General features: G+C 63.4%; 16 protein-coding genes. 5 read left to right on the top strand and 11 right to left on the bottom strand.

Annotated elements, in window-relative coordinates:
* The first annotated feature begins 35 nt into the window (after window positions 1–35).
* The 4 genes from ettA to CDV46_RS09500 all read left to right on the top strand — a co-directional run bounded on the left by ettA (window position 36) and on the right by CDV46_RS09500 (window position 4628).
* Window positions 36–1703: an energy-dependent translational throttle protein EttA gene (ettA, locus tag CDV46_RS09515; RefSeq protein WP_087686226.1), complete on the top strand. Its 1668-nt coding sequence runs from the start codon at window positions 36–38 to the stop codon at window positions 1701–1703.
* A gap of 138 nt (window positions 1704–1841) precedes the next feature.
* On the top strand, window positions 1842–2639 hold the full coding sequence (locus tag CDV46_RS09510) for a 3-hydroxybutyrate dehydrogenase (RefSeq protein ID WP_058376256.1): 798 nt from the start codon (window positions 1842–1844) through the stop codon (window positions 2637–2639).
* A 106-nt stretch (window positions 2640–2745) separates the two neighbouring features.
* Window positions 2746–3927 carry a patatin-like phospholipase family protein gene (locus CDV46_RS09505; protein ID WP_087722409.1) on the top strand — a complete coding sequence of 394 codons (1182 nt, stop codon included), beginning with the start codon at window positions 2746–2748 and terminating at the stop codon, window positions 3925–3927.
* Between the two features lie 35 nt (window positions 3928–3962).
* Complete coding sequence (locus CDV46_RS09500) at window positions 3963–4628, top strand: HD domain-containing protein (RefSeq protein ID WP_254915985.1); 666 nt, start codon at window positions 3963–3965, stop codon at window positions 4626–4628.
* Window positions 4629–4764: 136 nt separating this feature from the next.
* Here the strand turns inward: CDV46_RS09500 and CDV46_RS09495 are convergent, their stop codons facing one another.
* From CDV46_RS09495 to CDV46_RS09465, 6 genes are all read right to left on the bottom strand, one after another.
* Window positions 4765–6615, bottom strand: a complete 1851-nt coding sequence (locus CDV46_RS09495) for a chemotaxis protein CheW (RefSeq protein WP_087722408.1) — start codon at window positions 6613–6615, stop codon at window positions 4765–4767.
* Complete coding sequence (locus tag CDV46_RS09490; RefSeq protein WP_087686223.1) at window positions 6612–7139, bottom strand: chemotaxis protein CheD; 528 nt, start codon at window positions 7137–7139, stop codon at window positions 6612–6614. Before CDV46_RS09490 ends, CDV46_RS09495 begins: the two co-directional genes overlap by 4 nt.
* Window positions 7123–7965 (bottom strand): CheR family methyltransferase, encoded by an 843-nt coding sequence (locus CDV46_RS09485; protein ID WP_087686222.1) that lies wholly within the window; start codon window positions 7963–7965, stop codon window positions 7123–7125. Before CDV46_RS09485 ends, CDV46_RS09490 begins: the two co-directional genes overlap by 17 nt.
* A gap of 62 nt (window positions 7966–8027) precedes the next feature.
* Entirely contained in the window at window positions 8028–10091 is a 2064-nt protein-coding gene (locus CDV46_RS09480) for a methyl-accepting chemotaxis protein (protein ID WP_087686221.1), read from the bottom strand.
* Window positions 10092–11223: 1132 nt separating this feature from the next.
* A complete protein-coding gene (locus CDV46_RS09470; RefSeq protein WP_087686219.1) occupies window positions 11224–11529 on the bottom strand; it encodes a hypothetical protein in 306 nt (101 codons plus the stop codon).
* Window positions 11530–11703: 174 nt separating this feature from the next.
* A complete protein-coding gene (locus CDV46_RS09465) occupies window positions 11704–11997 on the bottom strand; it encodes a hypothetical protein (protein ID WP_087686218.1) in 294 nt (97 codons plus the stop codon).
* 221 nt (window positions 11998–12218) lie between these two features.
* Here CDV46_RS09465 and CDV46_RS09460 point away from each other — a divergent pair, with 221 nt between their 5' ends.
* Window positions 12219–12755, top strand: a complete 537-nt coding sequence (locus CDV46_RS09460; RefSeq protein ID WP_058376248.1) for a VOC family protein — start codon at window positions 12219–12221, stop codon at window positions 12753–12755.
* A 41-nt stretch (window positions 12756–12796) separates the two neighbouring features.
* Here the strand turns inward: CDV46_RS09460 and CDV46_RS09455 are convergent, their stop codons facing one another.
* From CDV46_RS09455 to hemA, 5 genes are all read right to left on the bottom strand, one after another.
* Window positions 12797–13405: a UbiX family flavin prenyltransferase gene (locus tag CDV46_RS09455; protein ID WP_058376247.1), complete on the bottom strand. Its 609-nt coding sequence runs from the start codon at window positions 13403–13405 to the stop codon at window positions 12797–12799.
* Window positions 13406–13437: 32 nt separating this feature from the next.
* Window positions 13438–13752 carry a Grx4 family monothiol glutaredoxin gene (gene grxD, locus CDV46_RS09450; protein WP_087686313.1) on the bottom strand — a complete coding sequence of 105 codons (315 nt, stop codon included), beginning with the start codon at window positions 13750–13752 and terminating at the stop codon, window positions 13438–13440.
* A gap of 119 nt (window positions 13753–13871) precedes the next feature.
* The gene (gene prmC, locus CDV46_RS09445; RefSeq protein ID WP_087722405.1) at window positions 13872–14717 is read right to left on the bottom strand and encodes a peptide chain release factor N(5)-glutamine methyltransferase; all 846 of its coding nucleotides are present in this window, start codon (window positions 14715–14717) and stop codon (window positions 13872–13874) included.
* The gene (gene prfA, locus CDV46_RS09440; RefSeq protein ID WP_087686215.1) at window positions 14717–15799 is read right to left on the bottom strand and encodes a peptide chain release factor 1; all 1083 of its coding nucleotides are present in this window, start codon (window positions 15797–15799) and stop codon (window positions 14717–14719) included. The genes prmC and prfA overlap by 1 nt, the downstream gene beginning before the upstream one ends.
* Window positions 15800–17080 (bottom strand): glutamyl-tRNA reductase, encoded by a 1281-nt coding sequence (gene hemA / locus CDV46_RS09435; RefSeq protein ID WP_058376244.1) that lies wholly within the window; start codon window positions 17078–17080, stop codon window positions 15800–15802.
* Between the last annotated feature and the right edge of the window lie 195 nt (window positions 17081–17275).

Raw genomic sequence — 17275 nt, 5'->3', positions numbered from 1 at the left:
GAGCGGCATAACCGTTTCAGGATCAGGAAAGCCGAATGGCACAGTACGTATTCAGCATGAACCGCGTGGGCAAGATCGTGCCGCCCAAGCGTCACATCCTCAAGGACATCTCCCTGTCGTTCTTCCCCGGCGCCAAAATCGGCGTGCTGGGTCTGAACGGTTCGGGCAAGTCGACCGTGCTCAGAATCATGGCCGGGGTGGACAAGGAGATCGAGGGTGAAGCCATCCCGATGGCGAACCTGAACATCGGTTATCTGCCGCAAGAGCCGCAGCTCGATCCCGAGCAGACCGTGCGCGAATCCGTCGAAAGCGGCATGGGCGAAATCTTCGAGGCACGTACCAAGCTCGAAGAGATCTACGCCGCCTACGCCGAGCCGGACGCCGACTTCGACGCGCTCGCCGCCGAGCAAGCCAAGTACGAAGGGATTCTCGCCGCCAGCGACGGCAACAACATCGAACAGGCACTCGAAGTCGCCGCCGACGCGTTGCGTCTGCCGCCGTGGGACGCCAAGATCGGCGTGCTCTCGGGCGGTGAAAAGCGCCGCGTCGCGCTCGCGCGTCTGCTGCTCTCGAAGCCGGACATGCTGCTGCTCGACGAACCGACCAACCACTTGGACGCCGAATCCGTCGACTGGCTGGAACAGTTCCTCACGCGCTTCCCGGGCACCGTGGTGGCCGTCACCCACGATCGCTACTTCCTTGACAACGCGGCCGAGTGGATTCTCGAACTCGACCGGGGTCATGGCATTCCGTGGAAGGGCAACTACAGCTCGTGGCTCGACCAGAAGGAACAGCGCCTGGAGCAGGAAGAATCGAGTGAGTCCGCCCGTCAGAAGGCGTTGAAGAAGGAACTGGAGTGGGTGCGCCAGAACCCGAAGGGCCGTCAGGCCAAGTCGAAGGCGCGTCTCGCCCGCTTCGACGAACTGAACAGCCAGGAATACCAGAAGCGCAACGAAACTCAGGAAATCTTCATCCCCGTGGGTGAGCGTCTGGGTAACGAAGTCGTCGAATTCAAGAACGTGTCGAAGGCCTTCGGCGACCGTCTGCTGATCGACGACCTGAGCTTCAACGTGCCGCCGGGCGCGATCGTCGGCATCATCGGCCCGAACGGCGCCGGTAAATCGACGTTCTTCAAGATGCTCACCGGCCGTGAACAGCCGGACAGCGGCGAAATCAAGATCGGTCAGACGGTCAAGATGGCCTATGTCGACCAGAGCCGCGATGCGCTGGATGGCACGAAGACCGTGTTCGAAGAAATTTCGGGCGGTGCCGACGTGCTGACCGTGGGCCGCTACGAAACCCCGTCGCGTGCCTATATCGGCCGCTTCAACTTCAAGGGCTCGGACCAGCAGAAGCAGGTGGGTTCGCTCTCGGGCGGTGAGCGTGGCCGTCTGCACATGGCCAAGACGCTGATTTCGGGCGGCAATGTGTTGCTGCTCGATGAACCGTCGAACGATCTGGACGTCGAAACCCTGCGTGCACTCGAGGACGCGCTGCTCGAGTTCGCCGGCTGCGTGATGGTGATCTCTCACGATCGCTGGTTCCTCGATCGTATCGCCACCCATATTCTGGCTTTCGAAGGCGACTCGCACGTCGAGTTCTTCCCGGGCAACTATCAGGAGTATGAGGCGGACAAGAAGAAACGCCTCGGCGAGGAGGGCGCGAAACCGAAGCGAATCCGCTACAAGCCGATCGCGCGGTAACGCAGGAAAAGGCGCCGCAAGGCGCCTTTTCTGTTTCATCTGACGTAATTGCTGAAGTCGTAACGCAAGACCCCCGACGTGCCGTGTGTGCGCGATGCGCCGCACGGCGCGCCATTTTGACGAATCAGGAGTGTGCAAATGAGCCAGTCAGTGAATCAGTTGAATGGAAAAGTCGCCGTGGTGACGGGCGCCGCCAGCGGTATCGGCAAGGAAATTGCGTTGACGCTCGCCAAAGCGGGCGCGGCGGTGGCCATCGCCGATCTGAACCAGCAGGGTGCCGACGCGGTCGCCGAGGAAATCAAGGCGGCGGGCGGAAAGGCCCTGGGCGTGGCGATGGACGTGACCAATGAAGAAGCCGTCAACAGCGGCATCGACAAAGTGGCGCAGACGTTCGGGTCCATCGACATCCTGATCTCCAACGCCGGCATTCAGATCGTGAACCCGATCGAGAACTACGCGTTCTCCGACTGGAAGAAGATGCAGGCGATTCACGTCGACGGCGCGTTTCTCACGACCAAGGCGGCGCTCAAGCACATGTACAAGGACGATCGCGGCGGCATCGTGATCTACATGGGCTCGGTGCACTCGCACGAGGCCTCGCCGCTGAAGTCGGCTTACGTCGCGGCCAAACACGCATTGCTGGGGCTGGCACGCGTGCTCGCCAAGGAAGGCGCCAAGCACAACGTGCGCTCGCACGTGATCTGCCCGGGCTTCGTGCGCACGCCGCTTGTCGACAAGCAGATTCCCGAGCAGGCGAAGGAGTTGGGGATCTCGGAAGACGAGGTCATCAAGAAGGTCATGCTCGGCGGCACCGTCGACGGCATTTTCACCACGGTGGACGACGTCGCGCAAACGGCGCTGTTCCTCGCGACCTTCCCGACGGCGGCCTTCACCGGTCAGTCGTTCGTGGTGAGTCACGGCTGGTTCATGCAATAACCGGAAGTCGGTTTGCTGGCCATCCGTCTGTTGCCAAAGCCGGATGGCCAGTGCCTTGCCTTAGCAGCACCGCGTGGCATCACGCCATTGCTTCAGGAGAACGGTCATGACGGCCAACCCGCCGAAAGTCCCCAAACGCGCCATCGATCTGCCGCCGTACGAGACGGTGGCGCTTGTCTTGCAGGGCGGCGGTGCGCTCGGCGCTTATCAGGCGGGCGTGTACGCCGGGCTGTACGAGTCCGGTATCCACCCGAACTGGATCGCGGGCATCTCCATCGGGGCCCTGAACACGGCGGTCATCGCTGGCAATCCTCCCGAGAAGCGTGTGGCGCAGCTCGAAGCGTTCTGGCGCACGATCTGCGAGCCGGCGGTATTTCCGCCGCTGCCTGCTCCCTTCGAAGCCGCCATTCTCAACGGACCGGAGTCGGGGCGTGTGGCCTACAGCGCGTGGCAGGCCTGGCGCGCACTGATCGAAGGTCAGAAAGGCTTCTTCATGCCGCGCTGGCCGCAGCCCTTGCCGACGGCGATGGGCGACCCGGCACATGCGAGTTATTACGACACGACGGCGCTGCGCGGCACGCTCGAGCGCTTTGTCGACTTCGATCGCATCAACTCGCGCGAGACGCGCGTCTCGGTCGGTGCGGTGAATGTGCACACGGGCAATTTTGTCTATTTCGACAACACGCGCGAAGTGCTGCGGCCCGAGCACTTCATGGCGTCCGGCGCGTTGCCGCCGGGCTTTCCGGCGGTCGAAATCGACGGCCAGTATTTCTGGGATGGCGGGCTGGTGTCGAACACCCCGCTCTCGGAAGTGCTCGGCACGTCACCGCGCCGCGACACGCTCGCCTTTCAGGTGGACTTGTGGAGTGCGCGGGGGCCGTTGCCCGATAACCTGAACGACGTCGCCGACCGGCAGAAGGACATTCAGTTTTCCAGCCGGACGCGATTCGTCACCGATAACCTGCAACGCGCGCAGCACTATCGCCGCGTGTTGCGTGAAGTGCTGGAGCGCGTGCCTGCCGAGGTGCGTGCGCGCGATCCGTGGTGCCATGCCGCGCAGGAGATCGCGTGCAGCAAGCGCTACAACGTCGTCCAGCTCATTTATCGCAACAAGGAATACGAGGGCCATTACAAGGACTATCAGTTCGGCCTCTCGACCATGCTCGATCACTGGACCAGCGGGCTCGACGACATGCGCCGCACCCTTGCGCATCCCGAGTGGCTGGCCATGCCGAGCGATACCTCCGGCTTCATCACGCACGACGTGCATCGCCACGAAGTCATCTGACGTCGCCGGCAACGAAATTTCCCACGGAATCGAATTTGTCTCTGCCTGACCTGTTTGCTCCCTGCTCGGCCACAGTCGCCGACGTGTTGCGTCACTACGATGGCGGCCATGCGACCGACGATGGCGCGCACGACGTGTCGCATCTCGCGCGTGTCTGGTGCCTTGCGAAAGAAATCGCCGCCGACGTGCCCGGTGTCGATCTGGAAGCGTTGGCCGTCGCCACGTTGTTGCACGATTGCGTGAGTGTCGAAAAGAACTCGCCGGATCGTGCACGCGCATCGACGCTGGCGGCTGACGTCGCCCGCAAGTTGCTGGTGAGGATGGAATGGCCGGCGGCTCGCGTCGAGTTGGTGGCGCATGCCATCGCGGCACACAGCTTCTCGGCGGGCATAACGCCGACGACGGATGAGGCGCGGATTTTGCGCGACGCCGACCGGCTCGACGCGTTGGGTGCCGTCGGCATCGCCCGCGTGTTCTATGTGGCGGGGCGTCTCGGCAGTCGCTTGTATGACCCGGTCGATCCGTTTGCGCAGCATCGCGAACTGGATGACGCGACGTACGCCATCGACCATTTCGAGCGAAAGTTACTGCATCTGACCTACGGGCTGAGCACCGCAGCAGGGCAGCGCATCGGACGAGAGCGGACCGATGTCATGCGCGCGTTTCTGACGCAGGTGCGCCGCGAGTTGGGCCTCGCCTGAGCCCTGCGCATTCAGCGCCGACGATCAAACGTCGAACATCAAACGCAAAGGAAGTCCGGCGAGCGCCTACCGTCTCGCGAACTACCCCTGCGGCGCGCCCCCCGACACGCCGCAGGGCCCTGCGTCAAACCCCCGTCTACAACGCGAGTGCTGTCTCCAGCCGCATTTTGAGCGGCTGAAGATCCAGCAACATGGCCGTACGCGCCGTGCCATCCGACGTCGGCAATTCCACCGCATCGCGCATGTCGTTGCGCATCTCATGCGTGGCCCGTCCGAGCAGCATCGCGGGCACCGGCAGCTTGTCGGCTTCATCCAGCGTCACGATGTTCTCAATGGCATCGACGAGCAGCCCGAACTTGTCCTTGCCGTGTTCGATCACCAGAATCTTGCGCGCCTGCGTGTCTTCCTGCGCGGGCATGCCGTAGAGCGCACGCAGATCGACAATCGTCACCAGCTCGCGGCGCAGATTGAGCATGCCGCGCACGAACGACGGTGCGCCGGGTGCCGGCATGACATCGGGCGAGTCGTGAATGATCTCGTGCAACTGGTCGAGCCGAACGGCCAGCATGTGTTGCAGGCGGAACGACACGTAAGCATGGCGAGTGCCGCGTGATGCCTTGCCCGCAGCGCCCGCTGCGAAGCGCGCCGGGCTACCGCCCTTTTGATGCGCTGCACCGTCGCCTTCGCGATACAGCTCGCGATGGCCGCGCGTGAGTTCAAGCACTTGCGAGTGCGTGAAGAGTTCGTCGGCATTGAGCAGCACGATGTCGCTGGCGTCTTCGCGGGTGATGCAACCTGCGAAGAGTTGCGCATGCGTCGTGCTGAACGACGGCATCGCCAGCAACTCGTCGGCGTAGTACGTCACGATGCTGTCCACGGCGTCGACCAGCAGGCCGAAATGCACGTCCTCTTGCTTGACGATCAAAATGCGGCGCGGGTCGGCGGCGGTGCCTGCCACGTCGGCATCCGGCCGGCACGCGTGCAAGCCGAGAAAGTGAGCGAAGTCGATGACCGGCACCACGGTGCCGCGCAGGTTCAGCATGCCGACGCAGAACACGCTGGCGAGCGCCGAGTTCTGCAACTCGGGGATGCGGATGATTTCGCGAATCGCGCTCATCGGCAGCGCGAGGCGCGAGTGCTCCACCGTGAACGACACGCATTGCAGCCGCTGACGTTGCTGGCGGCGCTGCGGTGCGCTCAGCGACTGACGGGCCAGCAATTGCGGCATGTTCTCGATATGCACGAGCGCACCCGGCGCGAGAATTTGCAGAATCCGATCGCCCCCGTCCAGCTTGATAGCCCCGGAAACCACCGGCGGCGCGGTGTGTCCGGCATCGTATTCGAAGCCGGTGCGCTGTGAGGCGCGTACGCGCAGAATCTCGCCCGTGGTATCGAACAGCAGCCCGACGCGCACGCCGTCGACATCGACGATGGCGATCTTCTCCGTCGCCCGCGCCAGCACGCCAGCCGTGCCCGAGGAGATCGACAACAGCGGCTTGAGATCGACAATCGGAATCAGCGTGCCGCGCAGATTGAACAAGCCCAGCAGAAACGGCGGCGAGAGTGGTACCGGCGTAATGCGCGACGGGTAATTCACCACTTCCTGCAAGGCGGCGATGGGCAGCGCGAACTCCACGTCACCCAGATGAAACGAGCCGAAGACTTCGACGTCGTCGGCAGTCACCGCGCGCCGTGCAGGTGCCGGGGCGGGCGACGCGACGGGGGCTGCCGTCTCCAGCGCCGCGCTGTGCACGCCGCTCAAGTCCTCGATGCCGTCGATGCCGTCGACGTTGATCGCTTCCACCTTGTCGTCACGGCGCTGCGTCGGTTCGCTCGCGATATGCGTCGTGACGGCCGCGCCCGCACCGTAACCGTACGCATTGCGACCGGCATAGCCCTGAAAGGGCGACACCGTCGGCGGCAGCACGGTCGTGCCGGCCAGCGCGTCTCGATGCAGAAAGGGAAATCCGGGTGTGCGTGCGTTCATGTGCCCCGTCCCACGAGTCGAAGCGCCGGGCGGCGCGGTACCTCGGTGGCACCGTTCGATCCGATCACGCGCACGAAATACGCGTGATGGGCGCAATCGATGGTGATTTGCCGCCCCACTTCGCCGCCCACTTCCACGTGCACGATCGGAATGCCGGTCTCGGCGATGAGCGCCTGCGCCATCTTGGCGTTGGCCACCCCGATCAGCCCGTGCCGGGCGGGCGGCTGGTGCGGCATCATGTTGCCGCCGCCCGCGATGACGGCTTCAATTTCGCTGCGCCGCGCGCCATCGGCTTTCATGAGCGCCAGCAACGACGGCACGGCTTGCGTCACGTACTTGGCGCCGATAGCGAGCGTGGGTGCCGGGGCTTCGGGCAACAGGCAGTGCGCGAGACCGTACAGGCCGCGCGAGCGCCACATCAGCGCGATGCCGACACATGAGCCGAGCGTCGCGCGCAAGACGTCTTCGCCGCGCCCGATGCGCACTTCGCCCATCAACACCTGAATGTCATGCGATGACCCCATTCGGCGCTCCCTGATTTCGGTAAATGAGCGGTTGTTCGAACCGGTAGCCGGTCGACAGCCGCGAGAGCGATTCCGACTCGCCCACGATGAGCACGCCTTCAGGGGAGAGCGTGCGGCGCACGTTCTCGAGCACCCGCTCCTGATCGGGGGCTTCGAAGTAGATCAGCACGTTGCGCAACATGATCAGATCGAACGCCTCGCGGCGCGCCATGCGCTGATACAGGTTGTGCTCGGCAAAGGTGATGTGAGCCCGCAGTTCGGGCACCACGGTATGTCCGCCCACGCTGGGCCGGAAGTACTTGGCGAGCAGGCCCGGGCGTTGCTGCTTCAGGCCGTCGATGCTGCGCCCGCCGTAGTTGCCTGCCATCGCCACGGCCAGCACCTGACTGGAGATGTCGGTCGCGTGAATCTGATACTGGAAATCCGGATGCCGCACGCGGAATTCCTCGCAGATCATCGCCGCAGAGTAGGCCTCTTCGCCGCTGGAGGCTGCGGCCGACCACATGCGGAACGGCCGGCCCGGCTTGCCCTCCTGCCAGCGCGGCAGAAAGTGCTGCGCGAAGTAGTCCCACACGCGCGGTGTGCGAAAGAACGTGGTCTCGTTGGTCGTGACCAGATTCACGAAGTTGCGCACTTCGTCCGGCGTGTTTTCCAGCAGCGCGAGATAGTCGCGATAACAACGCAGTGAGAGCGTGCGCAGGCGCGGGCGTAGCCGCCCCTGCAACATCGTCCACTTTTTTTCGTTCATCGAGATACCGGTGTGCCGGTGCACGGCGCGCAACAAGGCGAGCTGGGTACCGGGGTCGGCGTCGGCTTCGATTTCCATGTCGTGCTCTCCGGAGGTACGGACGCGTCAGTCGTGACAGATCGAAGGAACGGGGTGCGGCGTCAGACTTTGAAACGGGAGACCGTGCGGTCGAGTTCCTCGGCCTCACTGGTGAGCCCGGCGGTGGCCTGCGCGATGGTCTCGCACGCCCCCGCCGACTTCTCGGTCTCTTCGGCCACGTGCTGAATCGCGAGACTCACTTCACGGGCGGCAACCAGTTGCTCTTCTGCGGCACACGAAATCTCGGAGATCGCCTGCGTGGTGCGCGATACGCCGCCGACAATCTTCTCGAACGCATCGCCCGCCTGCTTCGACACTTCGCTGCCCTGTGCCACGCGTTTGGTCGACTCGTTGATGAGTTTGGAGATTTCCTTGGTCGCTTGCGACGAGCGCTCGGCCAGCTTGCGCACTTCGTCGGCCACGACCGAGAAGCCCAAGCCGTGCTCACCGGCACGCGCGGCTTCGATGGCCGCGTTGAACGCCAGCAGGTTGGTCTGCCCGGCGATCTCGCCGATCACCTTGACGATCTCGCCGATGTCTTCCGAGGACTTGTTGATCAACTCCATCGCTTCGACCGAGCGGGCGATGGCGCGCGCGCCGGTCTCCGCTTCCTGCTGCGTGGCCTTGGCGAGCTGATCGGCACCCTTGGTGTTGTCGGCAATCGAGTTGATCGATGCGGTCAGTTCTTCGATCGAGGCATTCATCTCTTCGACCGTGGCACCGAGCGCCTGAGCGCCGGTCGCTACGGTATTGGCGCGGTCCGCGATGTCGCGCGAGGCGCCCGAGAATTCGCCGGCCGAGTTCACGACCTTGCCGATCACGCCGCGCAGGTCGTCCATCATGTGGCGAATGCCTTCGGCCAGTTGATCGATCGGGTCGGTGCCGTTCACGGCGATGTCGCCGGTCAGGTCGCCGGCAGCCGCGCGATTGACCGTGTTCAGCAACGCGGCCACCTTGCGTTGATCGTCTTCGGCGCGGCGCTTCACGCTAGCTTCGAGTTCGACTTGCTGCGTAATGTCGGTCGCGAACTTCACCACCTTGTAGGGGCGGCCGTTCATGTCGAGAATCGGGTTGTACGTTGCCTGAATCCAGACTTCGCGCCCGCCACGGCCGATGCGCTTGTAGCGGCCCGAGTCGAATTCGCCGCGATTGAGCTTCGCCCAGAACTCGCGATACGTGTCGGACGCGGCGTATTCCGGCTCGCAGAACATGCGGTGATGCTTGCCCTTGATGTCGTCGAACGCGTAGCCGAGCGTCTTGAGAAAGTTGTCGTTGGCGGTGATCACCGTGCCGTCGAGATTGAACTCGATCACGGCCTGCGCGAGATCCATCGCGCGCACCTTGCCTTCGAACTCCGCCGTCTGACGACGCTGTGCGGTCACGTCCGAGGCGAACTTGACCACCTTGTACGGGCGTCCGCTGGCGTCGAATACGGGGTTGTAGGACGCGTGAATCCAGATCTCACGGCCGCCTTTGCCGATGCGCTTGTACTCGCCGGTGTCGAATTCGCCGCGATTCAGACGTGCCCAGAAGTCGCGGTAAGCCGCCGAGTTGGCGTACTCCGGCTCGCAGAACATACGGTGATGCTGGCCCTTGATCTCGTCGAGCGAGTAGCCGAGAGCTTGCAGAAAGTTGTCGTTGGCGTTGAGCACGGTGCCATCGAGCTGGAATTCGATGACGGCCTGCGACACGCCGATGGCGCGCACCTTGCTCTCGAATTCCGCTTGGCGCGCCCGGTCGGCCGTGACATCGGTCGCGAACTTGATGACCTTGTAGGGCACGCCGTTCGCATCGAACACCGGGTTGTACGAGGCGCGAATCCAGACCTCGCGGCCGCCCTTGGCGACCCGCTTGTATTCGCCCGAGTCGAATTCCCCGCGCCCGAGCTTCGCCCAGAAGTCGCGATACGCTTCTGACGCGGCGTAGTCCGGCTCGCAGAACATGCGATGGTGCTGGCCCTGAATTTCGTCGAGCCGATAACCGAGTGTCTGAAGGAAATTGTCGTTCGCGTGCATGACGCGGCCTTGCAGATCGAACTCGATAACCGCCTGAACGCGGTTAAGTGCGGCACTGATGGCCTGTAGTTCCTGTTGTTCCATCTGGAATTCAGGCGTGGCGATTTCCATGACCTTCTCCCTGATACGCTTGCCCCGGCGCGTGTCGTGCGGCCGTCACGAAAAGGATTTTTTGCGTCGCCCAGGAGTTGACGCGCACTCCTCTATAGACGCGATTACGACAGTTGGAAAGTCAACTTGAGATTGGTGGCTACCCGCATGTTGTTTTTGCCTTGAATGGCAAAATCACCCGGTAAGCCGCGCCGAATAAAGATTTAAAGATAAATGAAACGGGCGCAAAGTCGACGCTGTTATAGCGTCAATACATTTCAAACGCACAGATGAAATGGCAATACGAGGGGTTTTGCACGGAGAAGGTGCAATGGAAGTGGCTGAGCAGGCTGTCGGAAAAAAGACCCCCTCCCGCGTCAGACGCGGGAAGGGGCTGACATCCAAAGCCGCTCTCTTCGGGGCAATTGAGAGGGCGGCACACATTACTATGCAATCGCCGTGCCAGCGGCCGCATCAAGCGCAAACCCGCGTCGTTATTGGGTTCTCAGAGAGCGGCCGCTGACCGGGGGCGGAGATGTTACGGCGTTGTACGCCGCATGTAACGTAACAAAGTGCGACACTTCCCCCGTTTGGCAACCTTCGCTTACACGGCTTACAGACGCGTGATGGGCTTCATATCGGGCCAAAGATATAAAGGAATCGAACGGACTCGCGTTCCCCTCGTTCCTTATCATCAGGAGTCAGATCATGAAGTTGCTTGTTGCCGCGCTGCTTGCCGTCACGCTTGCCGGATGCGTTGTTGTTCCGGCCCGGCCGTATTACGGGGGTTACTACGGACACCCGTGCTGCTATCGTTATTGATTCGCCTGACGAAATAGAGAACGTCGTTCGGGATTTAATTGGGGAGCCAAAACGCGACAAAACGCGAAATTCAACGCATCGAAATTACACGCGATCAATTAATGCTTATTCATCGGTTGATGATGAGACAGGCGCGATATGAATCACGCCTGTTTCATTTGAATTTCGCATCGGCCGAGAATTGTTCGCCGTGAAAAATAAAAAGCCCCGCAAGCAAAATATGCGGGGCTTTTTGTTGGCAATTCATCGCCAATTCACCGTCAAATTATCGGGTATTCACCGTCAAATTAAAGGTAGTCGCGGTGCCGGCTTGCGGCATCGGCTTGCGAGATTAGCGGCGATAGCCGTCGTGGCGGTATCCATCGCGGCGATCCCAGCCACGGTCGTGATGCCAGTGGCGCGGGGGCGGTCCGCGCCAGTAATGCGGACGCGGTCCGTAGATCACCGGCGGAGGCGGTGCCACCATCATCGGTGCGGGTGCGGCGTAGACCGGCGGTGCGACGTAGACGGGGGCGGGGGCGACGATGGCCGGCCCCGGAATGCCGATGTTTACCGAGACATCGGTGCGTGCGAGTGCGCTGCCCGAGACGAGCGCAGCCGCCATCCCTGCGGCAGCGATCCAGTGTTGATGTTGCATCTGATCTCCTTGTTTCATCACGTCCAATTTTAAGGAACGTGGTCCCACGGCGGTGCAACCGCAGGACTACAGATGTAACAAGGCGTAAGGAAACCTGCGATAGCGGCCGAAAATCTATCGGCCGCTATTCACGACGACATCGATGCGTCGTCGGGTGTCATCCGCGATCGACGGCTAACGCCAGTCGTGATCGCGTGGTGCGAGAAAGCTCGGCGGGCGTCGTCCGCGTTGTTCCGACGTGCTGAAGTACGAGGGGCGGCGTAAATCTCGTGTGTCGTTCGGCGAGCGCCAGTAGGGCGTGCGCGGGGCGCCGAGCAGATCGCCCGGGCGGTGCGGCGAGAGCGGTGGCATCGAGGCCGGCCATGCCACCTGGCGCCAACGGGCACCCACGGGCACGACAAGCACGAGCATCACGAATACCAGCGTCAGCACGGCGTACAGGACAACAGGCGAGAATGCGGTCTCCATATCAAACTCCGTTCGCGAAAGTGTCACACCACGGGGGACGCGCCTTGGCACGCAAAGTGTGGCGTTTTTACTATAGTCCATGCGGCTGCGGCTGACACTCGGTTGTCGGGACGCGGGTTGCAAGACTACACTACAGACGCAGTTCCCCGCAGGCCCGCCCGCCGGTCTGCGCCGGCAACGTTGGCGAACCACTCGCCACCTCAATGTCCGGGAGGTACGCGATGAGTCCGTCCACCAGTCAGGCCGTTCTCGAACCCAGCACTGCCGTCACCTCGTCGGCACCCGTCACACCTGTGGCGATCGATCACGTCGCGTATCCCAGCTACGACGCGGCGCTCACACACAGTTTCTACGTCGACGTCATGGGCTTCAGGCTCGCGGGTGCGCAAACCGGCATGAGTCGCCTCTGGGGCAAACCGTACCTGCTCGTGAGCTATCAGATCGCCCCCGGCGAAGCGGTGGCCTTCTTCAATTGCGACGGGTTGGCGCCCGTCTCCCATCCCGATACCCCCGCGAACCAGATCCATCACGTGGCGCTACGCGTGCGCGATCTCGATGCTCTTGAGCGCTGGAAATCGCGTCTGACGGCGCATGACGTGGCGTTTGTGGTCGAGCGTCACGGCGACGGCGAGCATCTCTATCTGCTCGATCCGAACGAGGTCATGCTGGAATTATGTGTGGCGACGCCGGAATCGGCGGCGGGGCAGCCGCAAGGGGCGCTCGATACGTTGCAGCGCTGGCTGGATGGTGTGCGCTGATTGGCTCGTTCAGTCGCTCAGTCGTTCAGTCGCTCAGCCGCTTATGCTTCGGCGTCCTTGCCGAGTCCGGACCAACTGGTAGAGACCTGCGGCGCAAGGCCGAAGAGGTCGAGCACGCGCCCGACGGTGTCGTCGACCATGGCGTCGAGCGATTCGGGGCGGTTGTAGAACGCCGGCAGCGGCGGGTAGACGATGCCGCCCATTTCCGTGACAGCCGTCATATTGCGCAGATGCGCCAGATTGAAGGGCGTTTCGCGCACCATCATGACGAGGCGGCGACGCTCTTTGAGCGTGACGTCAGCGGCGCGGGCGATCAGGTTGTCCGACAGGCCGTGGGCAACGCTCGCGAGCGTTTTCATCGAGCACGGCGCGATGACCATGCCGGTCGTGGCGAACGAACCGCTGGCAATGTTGGCGCCGACTTCACGCACGCTGTGGTACTGGTCGGCGAGCGCCTGCACGTCCGATCGTTCGAGCCCCAGTTCGTGACGTAACGTCAGCCAACCGGCGCTCGACACGAGCAGATGGGTCTCGACGCCGCCGAGCGCACGCAAGCGCTCAAGCAGGCGCACCCCGTAGACGGCACCGGTCGCGCCAGTGATGGCGACGATCATGCGCGCGGGGCGCGGCGCGCCCGTCGAGACGGTCATCAGGCCGGGATCAGGCGGAGATCAGACGGCGATCAGGCAAGCTCAGCGATGATCTGCTTGAGTTCGCCGCTTTGGTACATCTCCATCATGATGTCCGAGCCGCCGATGAATTCGCCGTTGATGTAGAGCTGCGGGATGGTCGGCCAGTTGGCGAATTCCTTCACGCCCTGACGGACTTCTTCGTCTTGCAGCACGTCGACCGTGAACAGGTTGTCCACGCCGCAGGCTTTCAGGATCTGCACGGCGCGGCCCGAGAAGCCGCACATCGGGAATTGCGCATTGCCCTTCATGAAGAGCACGACGGGATGGTCGGTGACGATTTGCTGAATACGTTGCTGGGTAGTCATGGTGGAAAGCCCGTGGGGATGCCGGAAAATCGGCGTGTCCGCCATTTTAGCGGTTTTCCGCCGCGCTCGTTGGTGCGTGCCCTCCGGGTGCCCTTTGCGGGTGGCCCGGGCTGCCCTCGTCAGGCGCGGCGCCCGCCCGTAGTGCGCTCGATACCCGCCAGATCCCGCTCGGAGAAAACGTCGAGGAAACCGGCCGCATTGCACAGCGCGCGTACGTCGGCGGCCTGATGGTAGCCGTGTTCGCACAGCAGCCAGCTACCGGGTTTGAGCCGCGACACCGCGCCCGCGACGATGATGCGCAGGGCGGCCAGACCGTCGGCGTGATCGGTCAGCGCGTCGGCCGGTTCGAACCGCAGGTCGCCTTGCGAGAGGTGCTCGTCGCCCGCCACGATGTACGGCGGGTTCGAGACGATCATGTCGAACGGCGCTTCATCGGCCGCCAATGCGCCATACCAGTCGCTTTCCAGAAAGCGCACACGCGGTGCCAGTCCGAGTTGCTGTGCGTTGCCGGTGGCGACGCGCAGGGCGTCCGCCGAGCGGTCCAGTGCGGTGAGTTGGGCGTCCGGGCGGCTGTGGGCGATGGCCAGTGCAATCGCGCCGCTGCCGGTGCCGAGATCGAGCACACGCGGTGTGGCGCCCCCTTCCAGGCGTGCCAGTGCCAGTTCCACCAGCAGTTCGGTTTCCGGCCGGGGAATCAGCACTGACGGACTGACGGCGAACGTCAGCCCGAAGAACTCCCGGGTACCGGTGAGATAAGCGATGGGTTCGCCCGCGACACGACGGGCATGCAGGCCGCGATAGACGGCTACGGCGTCAGGGGCGAGGGGTTCGCGATCGCGCGTGATCAACTGCGTGCGCGACCAGCCGAGCACGTGCGAGAGCAGAATGCGCGACTCCGACGGCGGCAGCCCGGGTTCGCGTAGCAGCGTCTCGACGGTGGTGCTGCCGTCCTGCCCCTGCGACATCAGGCAGCCTCGCCCAGCGATGCCAGCAACTCGGCCTGATGTTCAGTCACGAGCGCGTTGACGAGATCGTCGAGATCGCCGTCCATGATGTACTCAAGCTTGTAGAGCGTGAGGTTGATGCGGTGATCGGTCATCCGCCCTTGCGGGAAGTTGTAGGTGCGAATGCGCTCCGACCGGTCGCCCGAGCCGATCAGGCTCTTGCGCGTGGCGGCTTCCTTGGCTTGCTGGGCGCGCATCTGGGCATCCTTGATGCGTGCAGCGAGTACCTTGAGCGCCTTGTCTTTGTTGCGATGCTGCGAGCGGTCGTCCTGACATTCCACGACGATGCCCGTGGGCAAGTGCGTAATACGCACGGCCGAATCGGTCTTGTTGACGTGCTGCCCGCCGGCGCCTGATGCGCGGAACGTGTCGATGCGGATATCGGCCGGGTTGATCTCGACGTCGGCCACGTCGTCGGCTTCGGGCATCACGGCCACGGTGCACGCCGACGTGTGGATGCGGCCCTGCGTTTCGGTCGCGGGCACGCGCTGCACGCGGTGGCCGCCCGACTCGAACTTCAGCCGCGAATAGGCGCCCTGACCGATCAGGCGCACGATCACTTCCTTGTAGCCGCCCAGATCCGACTCGCTGGCCGACATGATTTCAACCTGCCAGCGCTGACGTTCGGCATAGCGGGTGTACATGCGCAGCAGGTCGCCCGCGAAGAGCGCCGACTCGTCGCCGCCCGTGCCCGCGCGAATTTCCAGATAGATGTTGCGCTCGTCGTTGGGGTCGCGCGGCAGCAGCATGCGTTGCAGCGAGGCTTCCATGTCGTCCATGCGCGTGCGGGCGTCGGCAGCTTCGGCCTCGGCAAAGTCACGCATTTCCGGGTCGGATGCCATCTCCTGCGCCGCCGTCACATCGTTGTGCGCCTGGCGGTACTGCTGGTATTGCGCGACAACCGGCGCCAGCTCGGCGTGTTCGCGGGTGAGCTTGCGGTAGTTGTCCAGATCGCGCGTGACGTCGCCCTGGCTCAATAGGCCATCAAGCTCGACCAGACGTTGCGTCAACTGGTCGAGCTTGGCTTGCATGCTCGCTTTCATCTATTTGTCGGAAGATCCCGAGGTGCGGAACAGTTCGGGAATGAGGTGAATGATTTGCTCGCGCGAATCGCCGCGCGCCGTGTTCAGCGCGTGCGTCGGGCCATGCAGGAATTTCTTGGTGAGGGACTGGGACAGGGCTTCGAGCACGGCGGCAGGGTCGTCGCCGCGTGCGAGCATGCGTTGCGCACGCTCGAGTTCGGCCACGCGCATCGCTTCGGCCGTGCCGTGAATGTCGCGAATGACCGGCACGACGCTGCGCGCGTCGAGCCATTGCATGAAGTGCTGAACGCGCGTCTCGATGATCGCTTCGGCCTGTGCGACCGCCGCCTGACGCAGCGCATTGCCTTCGCGCACGACCGCGCCGAGATCGTCGACCGTGTACAGGAAGACGTCGGTCAAGCGGCCCACTTCGGGCTCGATGTCGCGCGGCACGGCCAGATCTACCATGAACATCGGCTTGTGCTTGCGTGCCTTGATGGCGCGCTCGACCGCACCGAGGCCGATCAGCGGCAACGTGCTGGCCGTGCACGAGACGACGATGTCGAACTCGTGCAGGCGCTGCGGCAGCTCGGACAGACGGATGGCGTTGCCGCCCAGCCGCTCGGCGAGCTTCTCGCCGCGCTCGGCGGTACGGTTGGCGATGTAGAGGGCTTTCGGGTTCTGCGCGGCAAAGTGCGTCGCGCAGAGGTCGATCATCTCGCCCGCGCCGATGAACAGCACTTTCTGCGTGCTGATGCTCTCGAAAATGCGCTGGGCCAGACGCACCGCCGCAGCGGCCATCGACACCGAATGCGCGCCGATCTCGGTCTGGCCACGTACTTCCTTGGCCACCGCGAACGTGCGCTGGAACAGTTGATTCAGATACGTACCCAGCGCGCCGGCTTCGGCGGCGGTGCGCACGGCATCTTTCAACTGGCCGAGAATCTGGGTTTCGCCGAGCACCATGGAGTCGAGACCGCTGGCCACGCGAAACGCGTGTCGCACAGCGTCGGACTGGGGCAGGGCATACAGATGGGGGGCGAGGTCGCTGGCCGGAATGTTATGGAACTGCGACAGCCAGTGCACGGCTCGCTCGCGGGCGGCGGCATCGTCGGTGACGCAGTAGATTTCCGTGCGGTTGCACGTCGACAGGATGGCGGCCTCGGGGGCGCTCGACCGGTCGTTCCACAAACTCTTCAGGCCTGCCAGCGCCGGCTCGATCCGCTCGAACGGAAACGCCACCCGTTCTCTCAGCGAGACGGGCGCCGTGTGGTGGTTCAGGCCGAGAGCGAGCAGTTGCATGGTGTGGGGGATCTAATAGCCCCAGATTATAGCGCGTCGACGCGATGCCCGTTTCAGGCCAACCCACGCGCGACGCACCGGGACAGTGCTTGCCATCATCGCGCAGTGACGCCCTTTTGACAAATAGCGATCCCTTATACCGAACATAGGCGAGGTGCAGCGTGGGGGCATCTTGGGCCGGATTTCGGGACGCAG

This window comes from Pandoraea sp. PE-S2T-3, assembly GCF_002179965.1.
GTDB lineage: Bacteria > Pseudomonadota > Gammaproteobacteria > Burkholderiales > Burkholderiaceae > Pandoraea.
Note: the sequence above shows the minus strand (reverse complement) of the source record. Positions and strands in the feature narration are given on the sequence as shown.